General features: G+C 70.4%; 16 protein-coding genes. 4 read left to right on the forward strand and 12 right to left on the reverse strand.

The window, feature by feature from the left end; genetic code table 11:
• Nucleotides 1–10: 10 nt before the first annotated feature.
• The 4 genes from ACFYRY_RS25395 to ACFYRY_RS25410 form a co-directional block, all read right to left on the reverse strand.
• Nucleotides 11–706: a L,D-transpeptidase family protein gene (locus ACFYRY_RS25395; protein WP_389149870.1), complete on the reverse strand. Its 696-nt coding sequence runs from the start codon at nucleotides 704–706 to the stop codon at nucleotides 11–13.
• Between the two features lie 153 nt (nucleotides 707–859).
• On the reverse strand, nucleotides 860–1774 hold the full coding sequence (locus ACFYRY_RS25400) for an SDR family oxidoreductase (protein WP_389150296.1): 915 nt from the start codon (nucleotides 1772–1774) through the stop codon (nucleotides 860–862).
• A 140-nt stretch (nucleotides 1775–1914) separates the two neighbouring features.
• Nucleotides 1915–2544 carry an MBL fold metallo-hydrolase gene (locus ACFYRY_RS25405; protein ID WP_389149873.1) on the reverse strand — a complete coding sequence of 210 codons (630 nt, stop codon included), beginning with the start codon at nucleotides 2542–2544 and terminating at the stop codon, nucleotides 1915–1917.
• Nucleotides 2544–3632 carry an S-(hydroxymethyl)mycothiol dehydrogenase gene (locus ACFYRY_RS25410; RefSeq protein WP_389149875.1) on the reverse strand — a complete coding sequence of 363 codons (1089 nt, stop codon included), beginning with the start codon at nucleotides 3630–3632 and terminating at the stop codon, nucleotides 2544–2546. The genes ACFYRY_RS25405 and ACFYRY_RS25410 overlap by 1 nt, the downstream gene beginning before the upstream one ends.
• A 151-nt stretch (nucleotides 3633–3783) precedes the next feature.
• Between ACFYRY_RS25410 and ACFYRY_RS25415 the strand changes: the two genes are divergently transcribed.
• A complete protein-coding gene (locus tag ACFYRY_RS25415) occupies nucleotides 3784–5538 on the forward strand; it encodes an ABC transporter ATP-binding protein (RefSeq protein WP_389149877.1) in 1755 nt (584 codons plus the stop codon).
• 139 nt (nucleotides 5539–5677) lie between these two features.
• Nucleotides 5678–6043: a nuclear transport factor 2 family protein gene (locus ACFYRY_RS25420; protein ID WP_389149880.1), complete on the forward strand. Its 366-nt coding sequence runs from the start codon at nucleotides 5678–5680 to the stop codon at nucleotides 6041–6043.
• Between the two features lie 23 nt (nucleotides 6044–6066).
• On the opposite strand, the gene ACFYRY_RS25425 is transcribed toward ACFYRY_RS25420, so the two are convergent.
• On the reverse strand, nucleotides 6067–6729 hold the full coding sequence (locus tag ACFYRY_RS25425) for a TetR/AcrR family transcriptional regulator (RefSeq protein ID WP_389149882.1): 663 nt from the start codon (nucleotides 6727–6729) through the stop codon (nucleotides 6067–6069).
• A gap of 191 nt (nucleotides 6730–6920) precedes the next feature.
• Between ACFYRY_RS25425 and ACFYRY_RS25430 the strand changes: the two genes are divergently transcribed.
• Nucleotides 6921–8177: a YncE family protein gene (locus ACFYRY_RS25430; protein ID WP_389149885.1), complete on the forward strand. Its 1257-nt coding sequence runs from the start codon at nucleotides 6921–6923 to the stop codon at nucleotides 8175–8177.
• Here ACFYRY_RS25430 and ACFYRY_RS25435 read toward each other — a convergent pair.
• From ACFYRY_RS25435 to ACFYRY_RS25445, 3 genes are all read right to left on the reverse strand, one after another.
• Nucleotides 8170–10035 (reverse strand): cellulase family glycosylhydrolase, encoded by a 1866-nt coding sequence (locus ACFYRY_RS25435; RefSeq protein ID WP_389149887.1) that lies wholly within the window; start codon nucleotides 10033–10035, stop codon nucleotides 8170–8172. The two genes, ACFYRY_RS25430 and ACFYRY_RS25435, sit on opposite strands and share 8 nt — an antisense overlap.
• Before the next feature lie 87 nt (nucleotides 10036–10122).
• Nucleotides 10123–12093, reverse strand: coding sequence for a GTP-binding protein (locus tag ACFYRY_RS25440; RefSeq protein ID WP_389149890.1), 1971 nt, complete (start codon nucleotides 12091–12093; stop codon nucleotides 10123–10125).
• Nucleotides 12094–12282: 189 nt separating this feature from the next.
• Complete coding sequence (locus ACFYRY_RS25445) at nucleotides 12283–12783, reverse strand: metallophosphoesterase family protein (RefSeq protein ID WP_389149893.1); 501 nt, start codon at nucleotides 12781–12783, stop codon at nucleotides 12283–12285.
• 249 nt (nucleotides 12784–13032) lie between these two features.
• On the opposite strand from ACFYRY_RS25445, the gene ACFYRY_RS25450 reads away from it, so the two are divergent.
• Nucleotides 13033–14976, forward strand: coding sequence for a glycosyltransferase family 2 protein (locus tag ACFYRY_RS25450; protein WP_389149895.1), 1944 nt, complete (start codon nucleotides 13033–13035; stop codon nucleotides 14974–14976).
• A 195-nt stretch (nucleotides 14977–15171) separates the two neighbouring features.
• On the opposite strand, the gene ACFYRY_RS25455 is transcribed toward ACFYRY_RS25450, so the two are convergent.
• From ACFYRY_RS25455 to ACFYRY_RS25470, 4 genes are read right to left on the reverse strand one after another with little or no spacing between them, the layout of a single operon-like run.
• Nucleotides 15172–15975 carry a class I SAM-dependent methyltransferase gene (locus ACFYRY_RS25455; RefSeq protein ID WP_389149898.1) on the reverse strand — a complete coding sequence of 268 codons (804 nt, stop codon included), beginning with the start codon at nucleotides 15973–15975 and terminating at the stop codon, nucleotides 15172–15174.
• Nucleotides 15972–16847, reverse strand: a complete 876-nt coding sequence (gene rfbD, locus ACFYRY_RS25460) for a dTDP-4-dehydrorhamnose reductase (protein ID WP_389149900.1) — start codon at nucleotides 16845–16847, stop codon at nucleotides 15972–15974. The genes ACFYRY_RS25455 and rfbD overlap by 4 nt, the downstream gene beginning before the upstream one ends.
• A complete protein-coding gene (gene rfbB / locus ACFYRY_RS25465) occupies nucleotides 16844–17821 on the reverse strand; it encodes a dTDP-glucose 4,6-dehydratase (RefSeq protein ID WP_389149902.1) in 978 nt (325 codons plus the stop codon). Before rfbB ends, rfbD begins: the two co-directional genes overlap by 4 nt.
• Nucleotides 17818–18885 (reverse strand): glucose-1-phosphate thymidylyltransferase, encoded by a 1068-nt coding sequence (locus ACFYRY_RS25470; RefSeq protein WP_389149905.1) that lies wholly within the window; start codon nucleotides 18883–18885, stop codon nucleotides 17818–17820. Before ACFYRY_RS25470 ends, rfbB begins: the two co-directional genes overlap by 4 nt.
• Nucleotides 18886–18917 lie beyond the last annotated feature (32 nt).

Genomic DNA, 18917 nt, shown 5'->3' on the forward strand with positions numbered 1-18917 from the left:
GGGTACCCGATCAGGTGCCCGGCTTGCGGCCGTACACGAAGACGTCGTCGCCGTTCTTCAGGAGCGACCAGTACTTCTTGGCGGTGGTCTTGGTCATGTTGACGCAGCCGTGCGAACCCGGCGGGTTCCACATGCTGAGGCCGACCGAGTGGAAGGCCTGACCGCCGTCGAAGAACTGGCTGTAGGGCATCGGCACGTTGTAGATGCTGGAGACGTGGTCGATGTCCCGCCAGTAGATCTTCTTCAGACCGGTGCGGGTCTCGTAGCCGTCGCGGCCGGTGCGCACCGGTACCGGACCGTAGACGAGCGTCTTGCCGTCCTGGATCCAGCTCAGCTGGAGGGTCAGGTTCACGCACGCGATGCGGCCCTTGTTCACCGGGCACTTGCCGTCCTTGTTGGGCTTGTTCCCGACGGCCTTCTGCTTGTTCATCAGGTCCATCACGCCCCAGGTGACGGAGCCCGCGTACCCGGCGTTCGGGGTGATGCCGTGCTTGGTCTGGAAGGCCTGGATGGCCTTGCAGTCGGCGGCGGACTGCTTGCCGTCGACCGGCCGGCCGAGGAACTTCTCCACTTTCTTCTGGTACGGCCCGGCCTGGGTGGTGCAGCTCGCGGCCTGCGCGGGCGCGGTGCCCAGCGCGAGGGTGAGCGGTGCCACCAGTCCGGTGATCCCGAGTACGACGGCACTCCGTCTGCGGATGTCCCCCATGGCCTTCCCCCTTCATACGGTCCCGTTCACACGGTCCTGCCATCTCTGCAAGCTAGACCCTCGCACGGGGGAACCGGTTGTAGGGCCGCTCACACCGCGACGAAACGGTGACATTCGGCACTCCGGGTGACGGCGTCCCGCGCGTGAGGGCCCTCACCGGTAACCGGCCGTGTCCGCGGGCCTGCCCGGGTCCTGCACCTCGACCATGTACCGCCAGGCGTCCGGGCGGCTGCCGTCGAGGTCGGTGAAGCCGTACTCCTGTGCGAGACCGCCGCTGGAGAGGGACGCGCCGTTCCAGCGCGCCACGTCGGGGTCGGCGGCGAGGGCGGCGACCGCGCGGCCCACATAGCGGGGCGTCTCCGAGATGGCGAAGTGGGGGACGCGGTCGAGGGCGTCGCGCCAGTTGTCCTCACGCACCCCGAAGTTCTCGAGCATCATCTCCGAGCGCATCCAGCCCGGGGTCAGCGCCACGGCGGTGGCGCCGAGCGGTCCGAGCTCGTGACCGAGGGCGAAGGCCATCCGCAGCACGGACGTCTTGGCCAGGTCGTAGAAGAAGCTGACGCGGTAGGTGTCGCGGTTGTACTCGGTGGTGCCGTCGGTCATCTCGACCACCAGCCCGCCGGGGCTTCGCAGCAGCAGGGGCAGGGCGTGGTGGCTGGTGATCGCGTGTGTCTCCACCGCGAGCCGCAGGAGCCTCAGGCCGTCGTCGAGGTCGTGCTCCCAGACCGGGGTGTCCCAGGCGAAGAGCGTCTCGCCGCCCCAGATGTCGTTGACCAGGACGTCGAGGCGGCCCTGCTCGTCGGCGACGCGGTCGACCAGGGCGCGGACCTGCGTGGGGTCGAGGTGGTCGGTCGGCACGGCGATGCCGTGGCCGCCCGCCGCGGTGACGAGGTCCGCGGTGTCCTCGACGGTCTCGGGGCGGTCGTACTCGGAGCGACGGGCGCGGGTGGAGCGGCCGGTGACGTAGACGGTCGCGCCGGCCGCCCCCAGCTCCACGGCGATCCCGCGCCCGGCTCCCCTGGTCGCTCCGGCGACCAGAGCGACCTTGTCCCTCAGTGGCTGTGCCAGTGGCTGTGACATGTGCTGCCTCCCAGATGCCCGGTTGTGGTGTCGAGCATCGGGGGTAAGCCGGACATCCTCTGTCGCCATTCGGAGCGAGTCACCCGGCTTTCGGGTCAGGTCACCCGGCCACGCGCGGCTCCGGCCCGTCAGTGGCCACGGGCGATCCACTCGTCGAGGTGGGGAGCCTCCGCGCCGATGGTGGTGGAGTCGCCGTGTCCGGTGAGGACCCGGGTGTCGGGCGGCAGGGCGAGGAGGCGGTCGCGGATCGAGGTGATGATCGTGGGGAAGTGGGAGTAGGAGCGGCCGGTGGCGCCGGGGCCGCCCTGGAACAGGGTGTCACCGGTGAAGACGGTGGCCAGCCGCGGGTCGTACAGGCAGACCGCGCCCGGTGCGTGCCCAGGGGTGTGCAGCACCCGCAGGTCTGCTCCGGCCGCCTCGATGACCTGGCCGTCGGTGAGCCAGGCGTCGGGGTCGCGGTCAGGATGGGTCTGCTTCCACAGCGGCAGGTCGTCGGGGTGCAGCCAGATGGTGGCTCCGGTGCGCTCGGCGAGGGCGGGGGCGGCGTCGATGTGGTCGTTGTGGGCGTGGGTGCACACGATCGCGGTGAGCCGTCGGTCCCCGACCGCCTCGGCGATGGCGTCGGCGTCGTGGGCGGCGTCGATCACGATCGCCTCGTGGTCGTCGCCGACGATCCACACGTTGTTCTCCACCTCCCAGGTACCGCCGTCGAGGGTGAAGTGGCCGGAGGTGACGAGGTGTTCGACGCGGGCGGCCATCACAGCACCACCACCGAACGCAGCACGTCCCCGTCGTGCATCCGCTCGAACGCCTTCTCCACATGGTCGAGCTGGATGGTCTCGGTGACGAACGCGCCGAGGTCCAGGCGGCCCTGCAGATGCAGGTCGATCAGCATCGGGAAGTCACGCGAGGGCAGGCAGTCGCCGTACCAGGACGACTTCAGCGCACCGCCCCGGCCGAACACGTCAAGGAGCGGCAGTTCGAGTTTCATCTCCGGGGTGGGCACGCCGACCAGGACGACGGTGCCGGCCAGGTCGCGGGCGTAGAAGGCCTGCTTGTACGTCTCCGGGCGGCCGACCGCCTCGATCACCACGTCCGCGCCGAAGCCGCCGGTCAGCTCCTGGATCGCCGCCACCGGGTCGGTGTCGCGGGAGTTGACCGTGTGGGTGGCGCCCATCGCGCGGGCGGTCTCCAGCTTGCGGTCGTCGATGTCGACGGCGACGATCCGTGCCGCGCCCGCCAGCCGGGCGCCGGCGATCGCCGCGTCGCCCACTCCGCCACAGCCGATCACCGCGACCGAGTCGCCGCGCCCGACCTGCCCGGTGTTGATCGCGGCACCGATCCCGGCCATCACCCCGCACCCCAGCAGCCCCGCCACCTGCGGCGCCACCGACGGGTCCACCTTGGTGCACTGTCCGGCCGCCACCAGCGTCTTGTCCGCGAACGCGCCGATCCCCAGCGCGGGCGACAGCTCCTGCCCGGTGGCGGCCAGCGTCATCTTCTGCGTGGCGTTGTGGGTGTCGAAGCAGTACCACGGCCGCCCCCGCCTGCAGGCGCGGCACGTGCCGCACACCGCCCGCCAGTTCAGGATCACGAAGTCCCCGGGCGCGACCTCCTCGACCCCCTCCCCCACCGACTCCACCACGCCGGCGGCCTCGTGCCCGAGCAGGAACGGGAAGTCGTCGCTGATGCCGCCCTGCTTGTAGTGCAGGTCCGTGTGGCACACCCCGCAGGCCTGCACCTTCACCACGGCCTCGCCCGGACCCGGATCCGGCACGATGATCGTCTCCACCCGCACCGGCTCGTCCCTGCCCGGTGCGATCACGCCGCGTACTTCCTGCGCCATGTGGTCGGCCCCTTCCTCGGCTCGTGTCCTTCCGTCCTGCGACCCTACGGGTAACTGATCAGTAACGGGCGGGTCCACCTCGCTGGGCGCCGGGGTGCCCGGCGCCGACGTAGCCTGAGCTCTCCGCCCGTCGCAGGCCCGAGGGAGCTCCGTGAGCAACGCAGAGACCGAGACCGGCCCGCCCGCGTGGCGGCTCATCCTCGGATACGTACGGCCGCACCGGTGGGCGCTGCTGGCGGGTGCGGCGCTGTCGCTCGTCACGGGTGGCACCGGGCTGCTGCTGCCCCTGGTGGCACGGGAGTTGATCGACGACCTGTCGCACGACCGGGCCATCACCGGCGCGTTGGTCGTCATGTCGGCGCTGGTGGTGGCCAACGCGGCGCTGGGGGCGATGGGTTCGTACGTGCTGCGGCGCACCGCCGAGTCGGTGGTGCTCGGTGCGCGGCGCGAGCTGTCCTCGTACTTGCTGCGGCTGCGGATCACGGCCGTGGACCGCACCGAGCCGGGTGACCTGATGGCCCGGATCACCGCGGACACCACCCTGCTGCGGGAGGTCACCACCGACTCGCTCGTGGGCCTGGGCACCGGGGGGCTCACGCTGCTGGCGACGGTGGTCATGATGGGGTTGGTGGATCCGGTGCTGCTCGGGGTCACCATGGCGGTGATCCTGGGCGCGGGCACGATCCTCGGCGTGATCGTGCCGCACATCAACCGGGCGAGCCGGCAGGCGCAGGACGCGGTCGGCGTGATGGGGGCCTCGTTGGAACGGATCCTCGGCGCGCTGCGCACGGTGAAGGCGTCCGGTGCCGAGCACCGTGAGGAGCAGACCCTGCACGCGGCAGCCGAGGAGTCGTGGCGGCAGAGCGTGCGGGCCGCCAAGTGGTCGGCCGCGGCCGGCAACACGGCGGGGCTGGCCATGCAGATCGCCTTCATCACGGTCCTCGCGGCCGGCGGGGCACGGGTGGCGACCGGGGCGATCGACGTGGGCACGCTGGTGGCGTTCCTGCTGTTCGTGTTCTACCTGATGTCCCCCATCCAGCAGGTCGTCGGCGCGATCACCCAGTACCAGACGGGTGCCGCGGCACTGGCCCGGATCCAGGAGGCGCTGCGGCTGCCCGCCGAACCGGCCGTGCGTCCCGCGCCGTTGCCCTCGCCGGACGCGCGGCCCGCCGCCGTCGCCTTCACCGACGTCCGCTTCCGGTACGCCGACGACCTGCCGTACGTCCACCACGGGGTGACCTTCGAGGTGCCCGCGCAGGGCATGACGGCGTTCGTCGGCCCGTCCGGTGCGGGCAAGACCACCGTGTTCTCGCTCATCGAACGGTTCTACGACCCCGAGTCCGGCGTGATAACCCTCGACGGCCGCGAACTCGCGGACTGGGAGCTGCCCCGGCTCCGTTCCGCGATCGGCTATGTGGAGCAGGACGCTCCGGTGCTGTCGGGCTCGCTGCGGGACAACCTGCTGCTGGGCAATCCGGAGGCGGACGACGACATGGTCACCCGGGTGGTGAAGACGACCCGGCTGGACGGGCTGGTGAGCAGGCTGCCGGACGGTCTGGACACCCTGGTGGGTCACCGCGGCACCAAGCTGTCGGGCGGTGAGCGCCAGCGGGTCGCCATCGCCCGCGCCCTGCTGCGCCGCCCGCGGCTGCTGCTCCTCGACGAGGCGACCTCGCAGCTGGACGCGGTGAACGAGGCGGCGCTGCGGGACACGGTGGCCGACGTGGCCCGGACCACCACGGTGCTGGTCGTGGCGCACCGGCTGTCCACGGTGACGATGGCGGACCGGATCGTGGTGATGGACGCGGGCCGGGTCCGTGCAGTGGGCACCCACCGTGAACTGGTGGGCGCCGACCCGCTGTACGCGGAGCTTGCGGCGACACAGTTCCTGGCGACCGCGGGCTGACGCCGGTGGCCCGGCCGCTCACTCGCCGGACGCGGCGCGCACAGCGCTTGCCCAGACCGCCGGGGCGGAGGAGTCTCTAAAGAAGGAGGCCCCAGCGGCCCGCTCCTCGTCGGGCCGCGGCCCTCGAAGGAGGTTCATCATGGGCACCGCGACAGGCTCCGGATTCGACACCGAAACGTTGCGCCAGGGCATCGAAGGCCCGAGCGAGCAGACTCTGTTGTCGTTCTACGCCGACGACGCCGAGATTCGAATCGTGGACCGCAACACCCAGCCCAGCCATCCCATGGTCCTGCACGGCCGTGCCGAGATCGCCGACATGCTCCACGAACTCTGCAGCCGCGACATGACACACAAGATGGAAGGGTGCGTGGCAGAGGGTGACCAGGTCGCCTTCAGCGAGTCCTGCGAGTACCCGGACGGCGTGCGCGTCCTCGCCGAGTCGATGCTGCAGCTACGGGACGGGAAGATCGTCAAGCAGACCATGGTCCAGGCCTGGGACGAGTAACCGACGCAGGTCAGGCTGACTGATCACGCGGCGGACGGCTCCCAGCCCGGTGGGCGCAGGATGGCGAGCAGTTGCCGGACCAGTTCCTCGACGACCTCGTCGAGGGTCGCGTCCACCCATCCGGCGGTCCAGTCGTGGAGGAGCCCGTTGACGCTGCCGATGAACGCCGTCGCCGCGAGCCGGTAGTCGCGGGGTGCCGCCTCCCCGCGGGCCACGGCCGCCACGGCCTCGGCGCACACCAGGTCGACCCAGCGGGCACGGCGTGCCAGGCGCTGCTCCTCCAGGCTCGGGGAGACGCCGATGATCTCGACGAAGGTGATACGGATGCGCCGCGGGTCCCCGGTGACGTTCGCGGCGTACGCGCGAAAGATCGCGGCCGCGCGCTCGGGGAGCGGCAGGTTCTCCGCCGCGCTCACGGCGAGCACGACCGCTTCCTCGGCCCAGTCGTTGACCTCCAGGTGGAGGGCGGTCAGGACGTCCTCAAGGGTGCGGAACTCCTCGTAGAACTGGCGGGTGGACAGGCCCGCGGCCTCGCTGAGCGCGGCGACGGTGGTGGCGCGGTAGCCGGGGGTGTCGCCGAAGAGCTGGAGCGCGGCGTCCAGGAAGCGGCGGCGCCGCTCGGCCTGGCGCTCCACTGCCGACTTGCCGCCGTATCGGCCGGTCGGCGCCCTGAGCCTGCCTGCCACCGAGCCTCCTTGTCCCGCCCGGCTCCCGGGCGTTTCGTTCGCCCTCCCATTTTGTCGTGTACGCAGTCTTGTGGAGAAGGGCGCTCCTTCCTTACTTTGCAGTAAGTTGACTCTGAATCCACTCGTGTTCAGATTCGCCATGCCTTTTGGCATGCCCCACTCATGAGCCCTCCTCAGAGGAAAGAGCAGTCATGCCTGCTTTCAGCACCAGGCACCTTTGCTCCGTAGCAGCCGCCCTCGTGCTCACCGTCACCGCCCCGGCCGCCGCCGCCACGGCCGTCCCGGACACCTCGGCCGCCGCCCTGCGCGAGGTGATGTTCGTGGGCAACAACTGGGACGGCACGGCCGATGTCATCAAGTCCAGCGGTGACTTCGCGAAGATCGGCCGGATCAACGTCGTCCCGGACAAGGCGGAGCGGATCGCGGCGATCAACGCCGATCCGATCAAGTGGATCTACTACACGGCCATCCGCAACGGCGTCGGCGAAGGGCACGACCAGTTCGTCGACGACATGTACTCCACGCCGGACGGCAGGTCGATGGTCGTCTCCCGCCCCAGCTTCGCCGATGTCGTCTCCATCGACCTGGCCACCGGGAAGATCAACTGGCGCTTCCCCGTGTCGGGTTACCGCTCCGACCACATGGCCGTCTCCCCCGACGGCACGCGCGTGGCGGTCTCGGCCTCGATCTCGAACACGGTGCACGTACTGGACATCAACACCGGAAAGCAGCTGGGCTCGTTCGGGACGGGCGACAAGCCGCACGAGAACATCTTCACGAAGGACGGCAAGTACATCTGGAACATGGCCATCGGCGACGTCAACACCTCGATGGACGAGCCGTGGCAGGACTGGACGAAGGGCAACCGCAAGATCACGGTCGTCGACGCGACCACCTTCAAGCAGGTGAAGGTGATCGACATGCGCGAGCGGCTCGACGCGATCGGCCTGAAGGACTACTCGGACGCGGTCCGCCCCGCCGTCTTCAGCCCGGACGAGTCGAAGCTCTACTTCCAGGTGTCGTTCTTCAACGGCTTCCTGGAGTACGACGTCGCCTCCGACAAGATCACCCGCGTCAAGACCCTCCCCAAGAACCCCGCGACCAGCACGGACCGCACGACCTGGGTCAACGACTCACGCCACCACGGCCTTTCGATGAGCCCCGACGGCAGCAAGCTGTGCGTGGCGGGCACGATGGACGACTACGCGACCGTCGTGAACCGCTCCACCCTCCAGGAGGGCCCGCTCGTCACCGCCTCCAAGCCCTACTGGGCCACGGTGAGCGGTGACGGCAAGAGCTGCGTCATCTCGGAGAGCGGCGCCGACCAGGTCACGGCGATCGACTTCGCGACAGGCCAGAAGGTCCTGTCCGTCCCGGTCGGCGACCACCCCCAGCGTGTCCGCCTGGCCCATGTCCCGGCGGACTGGACGGGGCCGTCCGCTAGTTGATCTTCGAAGCCGCCCAGGACGACAGCTCCGCCCGCGCCGCGCTCAGCAGGCTCGCGGACGGAGCCGTCGCTCCGTTCGTGACCAGCGCGTAGTGCACGGTGCCCGAGTCGGACGCGGTCAGCAGGAGGCGCCGGGTGGCGCTCCCGCCCGGTTCGCCGGCCACCGCGATCGGCGTCGTCCTCGTGTACGCGGGCGGGCCCGAGACCGTGCCCAGGTCGGAGACCACCGTCGTGGACGCCGTCGGGAACGATGCCGGGAGGTGCAGTTCCGAGGGGGCCGTGGAGCCGTTCGACCGCCAGACGAGCAGGCCGTACTGGCCCGTGCCGACCAGCCGGGAGACGTTCGGCAGGGAACTGGGGACCGGGTTCCAGGTCAGGGTCGTCGAACCGTCCCGGGAGCGGTCCTCGTAGGTGAAGGCCACCGTCCTGCCTGCCGTGGCGCTCGGGTAGAGACGGTCCAGGAGCCGGGCGTCCTGGCGCAGCACGGCCGTGCCTGAGTCGTCGAGTCGTACGGCCGACAGGTCCTCGTCGTTCCAGGCGTCGCCGGAGGTGAGCACCTTGCCGGCGTTGCCGTTCATCAGCTCGTGGTGGCGGCCGTTGTAGATGTCCCACTGCCACTGCGTACCGGAGAGCACCGGGCCGGAGGCCGTCGGGTTCGCCCACCAACTCGCCCCGGACACACGGGAGTCCAGTGCCTGGTACATCGCCTTGAGGACCGTGGGGGCCTTGTCGGAGACGCTGCCCGCCAGGGGGTGACCGAACTCGCTGACGATGCCGGCCGTGCCGGTGGCCGCGGCCCGGTCGCGGACCGTGCCGAAGTCGGTCGCGTACTGACCGTCCTTCGCCTTGCCCGGCATGAAGATCCCTGAGATGGCCTTCTGGTCGTAGAAGTGGGTGTTGAAGACGTAGTCCGGGCCGAGGGTGCCGGCGTCCAGCAGGCCGCCCTCCTGCTTCTGGAAGCTGATGTTGGCGTTCCAGAACATGTTCGGCTCCACGAACGCGGGCTTGTCCTGCCAGCCCGCCGCGTCCATCCGGGCGCGGAACTTCTCGTAGAACGGCCACAGCACGTCGCGTTCCCAGGCGCGGCTGGTCTGGTTCGAGTCGTACACACCCGCGTGCGGCTCGTTGTAGGGGTCGAAGCCGACGACACCCACGAACTCGTCGGCGCTGACGTGCTGTTTGACGTACGCCATCGTCTTCTGGGCGGTGCCGAGGAACGCGTCCTGGAGTCCGTACGCGTTGTGCCAGAAGTCGTACGTCGCCTTCTTCACGGCCTCGTTCTGGGTGATGTTCTGGCCCCAGAGCAGGCAGATCCCGCAGCTCTCGTCCGGGTAGTTCCCGGCGTCCACGGCCCACTGGGGGGCTCCGTCGCCCGTGTACCAGCTGTCCGGATCGAACAGGTGGCGGGAGTAGAGGTCCTGGTGGAAGTCGGGGTAGACGCGGATGCCCGCGTCGAGGAACGCGCGCATCTGTTCGGTGGCGGCCGCCAGGTAGGCGGTGTCGACCTGGCCGCGTACGGGTTCGGCGTACGCCCAGGAGAGCAGGAAGCGGACCGAGTTGCCGCCGCCGAGCGCTCGCAGCGCGGTCGCCGACTTCTTCGCGTCGGCGGTGGAGGCGAAGGGCAGGCCCTTGTTCTCGGCCAGTTTGGTCTCACCGGAGACGTTGTAGCCACGCAGGACGACCTCGCGGCCGAGCCCGTCGGTGAAGCGGCCGTTCTGCGCGGTGACGGGGGTGTCGTCGAACCAGAGGGAGTCGGGGAGGGCTTCGGCGGTGGCGGGTCTGACACCCGCCGCCGTCAGGAATCCGGAGAGGACAACCAGAACAACGAGCAGACGCGCGCGTATATTCGGCATGTCCATTACAGTCCGGCGATTTCATGAAACAGTCAACAGCTTCTGACTGATGAGTAAGTTTCACATTCGTCCACCGCCGCAGGGGGCGGACAGTCATCCGCCGGTCCGGCGTGTCACCCTCAGCAGGTACTCCTTCCTGTTCAGCGGGTTGTGGTCGGTACGCGCCCGGCTCGGCACCGCGCCTCGCGTGACCGGTGCGTAGTGGTCGAAAGAACTCTCCAGTTCGCCCTCGCCCCGGGTGAGACCCGGAAGTCGCTGTTCCAGTTCATGTACCCGGTCCGCCGGAATCGCACCCTCCAGTACGGCGGAGTCGCCATCCGTCCGGGTGGTCCGCGGTACGGCACGCAGGGCGGCCAGCACGGGCAGCAGAGCCCCGACGGTGTCCGCGGGGGCCTCGAGGCGGAAGCGGTGCATCGGCTCGTGGACCGTGGTGCCGGCCCGGCGCAGGGCCTCGGTCAGCACCAGCGGGGTCAGCCCGCGGAAGTCCGCGCCGGTGCTGGACATGCTCTTGTCGAAGCCCTGGTGGGCGTGGCTCTGGCGGGGCGAGTAACCGCAGTCGGTCAGGGTGACCGTGCAGTCGGCGACCTGCCAGCCGTGCAGGCCCTGGCCGAGGGTGTCGCGCACGGTGTCCTCGATGGCCTTGAAGAAGGCGTACGGCATGGAGCCGAGTTCGACCGCCAGCCGGAAGTCCACCCCCGCTCCGGCCGGGGCGGGCTCGACGCGCAGACCGACGGTGGCGAGGAAGGGGTTGTCGTCCTTCCCGTTGAACTCGACGGCCGCGCCCGTACCGGCTGGTTTCTCCACGCACAGGGGTGTGGTCTCCCGGAAGGTGACGTCGAGTCCGAACTCCTCGGCGAGGGTGGCCTGGACGACCTCCTTCTGCACCTCGCCGTAGAGGGACACGGACGTCTCCCGCCGGATCTCGTCGTGCCGCAGGTCGATCAGCGGGTCCTGTTCGGCGAGTCGGGTGAGCGCGAGGTGCAGGGCCCCTCGGTCGGTGCCCGGCCCGGGGACGACGACCGTTTCCAGGGTCGGCGGGGCGAAGAAGTGGCCGTCGGCCCCGCGGGGTTCACCGAGGGCGTCGCCGATCCGGACGTCCGCGAGACCCCACACCTTGGCGATCCGGCCCGCGCGGACCGCGTCCCGGCGGACGTCGGTGCCCTGGTCGAAGACGCTGATCGCGGTGATCCGGCCCTCCTCGCGGGCGTCCGCGTAGGGCACGCGGTCGCGGGCGCGCAGGGTTCCGGAGAACATCCGGGCGTACGCGATCTTCTCCCCCGCCGGGCCCCGCTCGACCTTGAACACCGTGCCGGAGACGGGGCCGTCGGGATCACCGCCGGCGGCGGGCAGCAACTCCCTGATCCCGGTGATCAGTTCGGGCACGCCCGCGCCCGTGACGGCGGAGCCGAAGAACACGGGGTGCACCAGGGCACGCCGGGTCCGGGCGGCGAGGGCCGCGTGGAGCCGCGCGTCGCAGAGCGTCCCCTCGACATAGGCAGCCAGCAGGTCGTCGTCCTGGTCGGTGAGCACATCGAGCGCGGCCGGGCCGAGACCGGGGGCGAAGCGGGCTTCCCGGGTGCCGAGTCCGGTGACCGTTCCCATCGGGACGACGGCCGGGGTGAGCCGTTCGGACACGGCCCGCAGCACGCCCTCGTGGCGGGCGCCCCGTCGGTCGACCTTGTTGACGAAGACCAGGGTGGGAATGCGCAGGCGTCGCAGGGTGCGCATGAGCACCCGGGTCTGCGCCTGGACGCCCTCCACCGCGGAGACGACCAGCACGGCCCCGTCGAGGACCCCGAGCACCCGCTCCACCTCGGCGATGAAGTCCGGGTGGCCCGGGGTGTCGATCAGGTTGACCGTCACGTCGTCGAGCGCGAAGGACACGACGGCGGACTTGATGGTGATCCCGCGCCGGCGCTCCAGCTCGAGGGTGTCGGTCTGCGTGTTTCCGGTGTCGACGCTGCCGATCTCGTCGATCACACCGACCGAGTGCAGCAGGCGCTCGGTCAGGCTGGTCTTACCCGCGTCGACATGGGCGAGGATTCCGAGGTTGAGCATGTGCACGAAGCGTCATGTCCTTTGAAGAGGGGGTCATTCCTTCCGGGGTGGACATGGACGGTGCGCGCATGGGTGCTCCTGGATCGTGCGGTGACAAGGTCATGTGAAGTGCAGCAGGTCCGGAGCCACCGAGGCAACGGAATTACGCCCGGCCAGGCGTCCCCACCTCTCGGCTCCGGCGGGGGCGGCGGCCCGCTAGCGCGGCGGCAGCGGGTGCAGGGTCACGTCCGTGAGCGTGCCGTCCGCCACGGACGCGGTCATGTAGGTGTGGTGGGGCTGACGGCGGCGGTCGGTCGGGGAACCCGGGTTGAGCAGCCGGAGCCCGGTGCGGGCGGTGGTGTCCCAGGGGATGTGACTGTGCCCGAAGACCAGGACGTCCGCGTCCGGGAAGCGGGCGGCGCAGCGTGCCTCACGCCCCTGGGCGGGGCCCGTCTCATGGACGACGGCGAAACGCAGGCCCTCCAGGTCGGCGTGGGCGATCTCGGGCAGCCGGGCGCGGAGCTGCGGACCGTCGTTGTTGCCGTACACGGCGACGAGCCGGCGACTGCGGCTCTCCAGCAGGTCCAGGGTGGCGGTGTCGACCCAGTCCCCGGCGTGGAACACCACGTCGGCACGCGGGAGTTCGGCGAGCAGCGGCGCGGGGAGTTCCTTGGCGCGCTTGGGGAGGTGGGTGTCACTCATCAGCAGCAGACGCACGGGGTCAGCCTAGGGCGTGTTGCGAAAGTCCCGCCTGGCAGGAACCCGGCGGTTCCGCTCTCGTTCGGGTGAGGGAGCGACGGCTCTGATTCCGGACGCACCGGCCGATCCACTGGGCTGACCGGATCACTTGGTTGCGCTGTCGGGGGGGCCGGAGGTGGGCGGCGTGCCCGGTGGCGTTAGCATCTGCCCACGCGTAGCAGCCCAAATCGCCACGCGGCAAGCGACCCAAGGGGGGCCCGGAGGCCGATGCCGGTCAAAGTCAGCGTCATTGTTCCCGTCTACAACCCGGGGATCTACATCGAGGACTGCATCGCCTCACTGCTGAGGCAGTCGCTACCGTCCGACGAGTACGAAATGGTCTTCGTCGACGACGGCTCCACCGACGACACCCCCGCCCGGCTCGACGCGCTCGCCGCCGAGAACCCGCAGGTCAAGGTGATCCACCAGGAGAACTCCGGCTGGTCGGGCAAGCCCCGCAACGTCGGTATCGCCGCCTCCGAGGGCACGTACGTCATGTTCGTCGACAACGACGACTACCTCGGCGACGAGGCCCTGGAGCGGATGTACGACTACGGCGTGGCCAACGGCGCCGACGTCGTCATCGGCAAGATGGCCGGCAAGGGCCGTCCGGTGCCGGTGGAGCTGTTCCGCCGCAACCATCCGCACGCCGGCGTCGAGAACGCCCCGCTGATCGACAGCCTCACCCCGCACAAGATGTTCCGGCGGGCGTTCCTCGACGACATCGGGCTGCGCTTCCCCGAGGGGCGACGGCGGCTGGAGGACCACGTCTTCGTCACCGAGGCGTTCCTGCGCGCGGACAACGTCTCGGTGCTCAGCGACTACGTCTGCTACTACCACGTCAAACGCGACGACGCCTCCAACGCGGGCTTCCAGCGCTTCGACCCGGTCGGCTACTTCAGGAACCTGCGCGAGGCCCTCGACGTCGTCGAGCGCTACACCCAGCCGGGCGCGCTGCGGGACCGGCTCCACCGGCGCTGGCTGCGCAACGAGATGGTCGAGCGGATGCGCGGCCGACGTCTGCTGAACGCACCCGAGGACTACCGCAAGGAGCTCTTCGAGGAGATCCGCGGTGTGGTCGTGGAGCGTTTCGAGCCCGGCGTCGCGGCCGGGCTGCCGCTGACCCAGCGGATCATCGCCGACCTGATCGCCGCCGACCGGTTCGACGACGTCGTGGCGTTCGCCGAGTGGGAGGCCTCGGTCGCCGTGCGCGCCGAGCCGGGGCCCGTCCGGTGGGAGGACGGCTCGCTGAAGATCGACCTGACTGCCGAGTACCGGCTCGGCGGGCAGCCGATGACGTTCCCGGCCACCCGGACCGGCGCCGCGCCCGCCGGTCCGCCGCGGGACGTGACCGAGGCGGTCGCACGGGTGGGTGCCGACACCGTCGAGCAGTTCGGGAAGGCCAAGGCGGACCTGATGGTCCGCGAACGTGCCAGCTCGGCGCAGTACTTCCAGCCGGTCGAGTTCACCCGGGAGATCGTCCCGGTGGAGGACGGCGAGGGGGTCCGGCTGGTGCTGCGGGCCACCGCCACCGTCGATCCCGCCACCGCGGCCGGGGGCATCGCGCCGGGCAACGGCCTGTGGGACGTCCATGTCCGCGTCAAGCTGGGCGGCTGGACCAAGGAGTGCCGGCTCGGCCCCGTGCCCCGCAAGAGCCGGGCGGCCACCTCGGCCGGTGTGGTGGCCGACCGGGTACTGCTGCCGTACTGGACCGACCGGGGCAATCTCGCCCTGGACGTGGACCGCGCGACCAAGCGTCTCGGCCTGTTCGGGCTCGGCGCCGACGACGTCACCGTCACCGGCGACCGGCTGCGCGCGTTCCTGCCGCTGCATGTGCCCGGCGACACCGAGGTGCTGCTCCGGCTCACCCGCCCGACCTCCTCGGACATCCCCGGCACACTGTCCCCGGACGGCTCCCGGGCGCGGCTGGAGGCCGTACTGCCCGCCGGTGACCTCACGGGCGCGGCCCGGCAGGTCATGCTCTGTCCGGCGCCGAAGGCGGACGAGCGGCGCTTCTTCGCGCTGCCGGTCGCGGTGCGCGCCGGGGCGGGCGGAGCGCAGGTGGTACGCCCGTCCGGGCCGAGCGTCGCACGGCGGCTCGCACGGCGGGCGCGGCAGGTCCTTGTCCGGGTCCGTTCCACGGCGGCCCGGGTCAGGACGAAGAGGGCCTGAGCGGCGCGCCTGCCCGGTGGCTCAGCGGCGAGAAGTTCCGCGGGGCCACCGGGGAGGGCCCGCGCCTCGCGCGGGCCGGCCGCTCGCCTTCACTTCACGACAGGGCGCCGCACGCCGAGGCGGAGCGGGTCCGGCCCGCTTCCGCGGTACCGGACCCGCTCCGCCTGAGGTACGAGGGCCTGCGCGGCCCGGGGTTCAGCGGCTGACGGCCAGCTGCTCCAGTGCCTTGCGCAGCGGCTCCCAGCCCCGGGAGCGCCGGATGCCGAGGTTGCGGGCCCGCACCAGCGGACGCCAGAACGGCGCCTGGACCAGCGTCTCGGGGGTCACCGCCTGCACCCGCTCCAGGATCGCCTCGGGCACCTTCTGCGGGTCGGGCACCTCGAACTCGGCGATGATCTCGTCGTACTTCTCGTCCAGCACGGTGTTCTCCGGGTCGGCGCCGAAGACGACGAGCTGACCGGTGGGCTGCGTGTCGACGAGGACGGTGACCAGGTCGGGGCGGTAGCGGTTGAGGATCTCCACGACCTTGTAGACGTCGCCGGTCCAGGCGCCGGTGTGCCGGTCGCGGGCGGCCTCGTCGATGTTGCGCGGCAGCATGTCGTCGAGGACGATCACGCTTCCCCAGTCGGAGTGCTTCTCCACGTTCATGAAGTCGCGCAGCGCGTACTCGAACAGGTGCATGCCGTCGATGAACGACAGGTCGAGGGTGGTGCCCCGCCAGTAACCGATCGGGCTGCGGCCGCGGCGCAGGTTGCGCACCGGGTGCCGGCCGCCCTTGAGGTGCGCGAGGGGGTTCTCGCGGGCGAAGAAGTCGTCGCTGGTGGCCTTCACCAGGTGGACGTCGCAACGGATCTCGCTGACCACCTTGAAGGCGGGGTCGATGGCGATGCTGGGGACGCGGGACAACGTCAGGCTGCGGCCGTCGTTGACGCCGATCTCCAGGTAGTTGCGGTTGGCGCTGACCTTGTGCAGCTCCCGGAGGAACTCATGACGTTTCACGCGTGCGACTCCTTGCGGATCCGGGGTAGGGCTTCGGGCAGGGCGGAACGCCAGTCACGCAGCGGCGGCAGGCCAAGGTGCTGCCAGCGGCCGTGCGCTAGGGCGCTGTAGGCGGGTCGGGGTGCGGGCCGGACGAAGGCCGCGCTGCCGACGGGGCGCACCCGGTCCGGGTCGGCCCCGAGGAGACGGAACACCTCGCGGGCCAGGTCGTACCAGGTGGACTCGCCGGAGTTGGTGGCGTGCAGGATACCGCTCGCGTCCGTGCCGATCCGGGGGCCGAGGTCGGCGACGCGCTCGGCGACGTCCGCGCTCCAGGTCGGCTGCCCGCGCTGGTCGTCGACGACGTCGACGGTGTCACGACGGGCTTCGAGTTCGGTCATCGTACGGACGAAGCTGCGTCCGTGCACGCCGTACAGCCACGCGGTGCGCAGGACGACACTCGCGCCGGGGAGTTCCCGCAGCACGGCGCGTTCCCCGGCGAGCTTGGTGCGACCGTACGCGGTGCGGGGTGCGGGCTCGTGGTCCTCCGGGTAGGGGGTGGTGCGGGCGTCGCCGGAGAAGACGTAGTCGGTGGAGACGTGGACCAGCCGTGCGCCCTGTCCGGCGGCGGCACGGGCCAGCAGGCGCGGGCCGTCGCCGTTGATCGCGAGGGCGCGTTCCTCGTCGGTCTCGGCGTCGTCGACGGCGGTGTAGGCCGCGCAGTTGACCACGATGTCGGGCCGGTGCTCGGCGAGGGCGTCCTCGACGGCGTCGGGCCGGGTGATGTCGAGGGCCGCACGGTCCAGGCCGGTCACCTCTTCGCCGCGGCCGCGGAGTTCCTCGACGACGTCACGGCCGAGCATGCCGCCGGCACCGGTGATCAGCCACCTCATGACAGGCCCTGCGCGCGTCGCTTCAGGGGCTCCCACCAGGCGCGGTTGTCCCGGTACCAGGCGACGGTGTCGGCGAGGCCGGCCGCGAAGTCGTGCCGGGGCCGGTAGCCCAGCTCGTCGCGGATCTTCGTCCAGTCGACGGAGTACCGCAGGTCGTGGCCCTTGCGGTCGGTGACGCGGTCCACCCGGTCCCAGTCCGCGCCGCAGGCTTCGAGAAGCAGGCCGGTCAGCTCCTTGTTGCTGAGCTCGGTGCCGCCGCCGATGTTGTACACCTCGCCCGCGCGGCCCCTGGTGCGGACCAGTTCGACGCCCTGGCAGTGGTCCTCGACGTGCAGCCAGTCGCGGACGTTGAGGCCCTCTCCGTACAGCGGGACGTTCTTCCCGTCGAGGAGGTTGGTGACGAACAGCGGGATGACCTTCTCGGGGAACTGGTGCGGCCCGTAGTTGTTGGAGCACCGGGTGACGCGCACGTCCAGCCCGTGGGTGTGGTGGTAGGCCAGGGCCAGCAGGTCGGAGGAGGCCTTGGAGGCGGAGTACGGGGAGCTGGGCCGCAGGGGGTGCTCCTCGGGCCAGGAGCCCCGCTCGATGGAGCCGTAGACCTCGTCGGTGGAGATGTGCACGAAGGTCCGCACACCCTGACGCAGGGACGCGTCCAGGAGGGTCTGGGTGCCCACCACGTTGGTGAGGACGAAGTCGTCCGCGCCGGTGATCGAGCGGTCCACGTGCGACTCGGCGGCGAAGTGCACGACCTGGTCGGCGTCCGCCGTCAGCTTGTCGACGAGTTCGGCGTCACGGATGTCGCCCTGCACGAACTCCAGCCGGGGATGGTCGAGTTCGAGGTTGTCGAGGGTGCCGGCGTAGGTGAGCTTGTCCAGCACGGTGATGCGGGGGGCGTCGGGTTCGTCGGACGCGAGGAGCGTACGCACGTAGGTGGAGCCGATGAACCCGGCGGCTCCGGTGACGAGAAGGTTCATGAATGGATCTGCACCTTGCTGTGATCTCCGAGGACGAGACGGTGGGCACTGGGCACGCTGGGCGCCGGGGTCACCTCGACATGGCGGCCGATCAGTGAGGCCTCGATCCTGCCCACGCCACGGATCGACGAGTCCCGCAGCACGATCGAGAACTCCAGCTCGCTGTCGGTGATCCGGCAGTTCTCCGCGACGGAGGTGAAGGGGCCGACGTAGGAGTCACTGACCACTGTGCCGGAGCCGATGACGACCGGCCCGACGACACGCGAGTTCGAGACGCGTGCTCCCTCCTCCAGCACCACTCTCCCGATGGTCTCGGAGTGCTCGTCGACCTCGCCGTCGATGCGGCGGTCCAGGGTCTCCAGGACCCGCCGGTTCACCTCCAGCATGTCCGCGACGTTCCCGGTGTCCTTCCAGTAGCCGGTGATGACCGTGGAGCGGACGTCGGAGCGGTTGTCGATGAGGTGCTGGATGGCGTGGGTGATCTCCAACTCGCCCCGCCAGGACGGTTCGATCGCGCGCACCGCCTCATGGATCAGCGGCGTGAACAGGTACACGCCGACCAGGGCGAGGTCGCTGCGGGGGTGCTCGGGTTTCTCCTCCAGGCCGATGACCTGCCCGTCCGGGCCGAGTTCGGCGACGCCGAAGGACCGCGGGTCGGGTACCTGGGTGAGCAGGATCTGGGCGTCGGGCCGGTTGCCGCGGAACTCGTCGACGAGGTCGCTGATGCCGCCGACGATGAAGTTGTCGCCGAGGTACATGACGAAGTCGTCGTCGCCGAGGAAGTCCCGGGCGATCAGCACCGCGTGGGCGAGTCCCAGGGGGCGTTCCTGGGGGATGCAGGTGATCTCCAGACCGAACTTCGAGCCGTCCCCGACGGCCTCCTGGATCTCCGCGGCGGTGTCCCCGACGATCATGCCCACCTCGGTGATCCCGGCCGCCGCGATGGACTCGAGGCCGTAGAAGAGGACGGGCTTGTTCGCCACGGGGACCAGCTGTTTGGCGGAGGTGTGCGTGATCGGTCGCAACCGGGTGCCGGCGCCCCCGGACAGCACGAGTGCCTTCATCTGCTTCACCTTAGTGCGTTGCCTCACGTACG

Source organism: Streptomyces sp. NPDC005263 (genome assembly GCF_042872365.1).
Classification (GTDB): Bacteria; Actinomycetota; Actinomycetes; order Streptomycetales; family Streptomycetaceae; genus Streptomyces.

Bases quoted from the DNA above. Each gene is read 5' to 3' on its own strand.
- ACFYRY_RS25450 (WP_389149895.1), top strand. From the start codon at position 13,033: ATGCCGGTCAAAGTCAGCGTCATTGTTCCCGTCTACAACCCGGGGATC.
- ACFYRY_RS25395 (WP_389149870.1), bottom strand. From the start codon at position 706: ATGGGGGACATCCGCAGACGGAGTGCCGTCGTACTCGGGATCACCGGA.
- ACFYRY_RS25410 (WP_389149875.1), bottom strand. From the start codon at position 3,632: ATGGCGCAGGAAGTACGCGGCGTGATCGCACCGGGCAGGGACGAGCCG.
- ACFYRY_RS25470 (WP_389149905.1), bottom strand. From the start codon at position 18,885: ATGAAGGCACTCGTGCTGTCCGGGGGCGCCGGCACCCGGTTGCGACCG.
- ACFYRY_RS25420 (WP_389149880.1), top strand. From the start codon at position 5,678: ATGGGCACCGCGACAGGCTCCGGATTCGACACCGAAACGTTGCGCCAG.
- ACFYRY_RS25405 (WP_389149873.1), bottom strand. From the start codon at position 2,544: ATGGCCGCCCGCGTCGAACACCTCGTCACCTCCGGCCACTTCACCCTC.
- ACFYRY_RS25430 (WP_389149885.1), top strand. From the start codon at position 6,921: ATGCCTGCTTTCAGCACCAGGCACCTTTGCTCCGTAGCAGCCGCCCTC.
- rfbB (WP_389149902.1), bottom strand. From the start codon at position 17,821: ATGAACCTTCTCGTCACCGGAGCCGCCGGGTTCATCGGCTCCACCTAC.
- ACFYRY_RS25435 (WP_389149887.1), bottom strand. From the start codon at position 10,035: ATGGACATGCCGAATATACGCGCGCGTCTGCTCGTTGTTCTGGTTGTC.
- rfbD (WP_389149900.1), bottom strand. From the start codon at position 16,847: ATGAGGTGGCTGATCACCGGTGCCGGCGGCATGCTCGGCCGTGACGTC.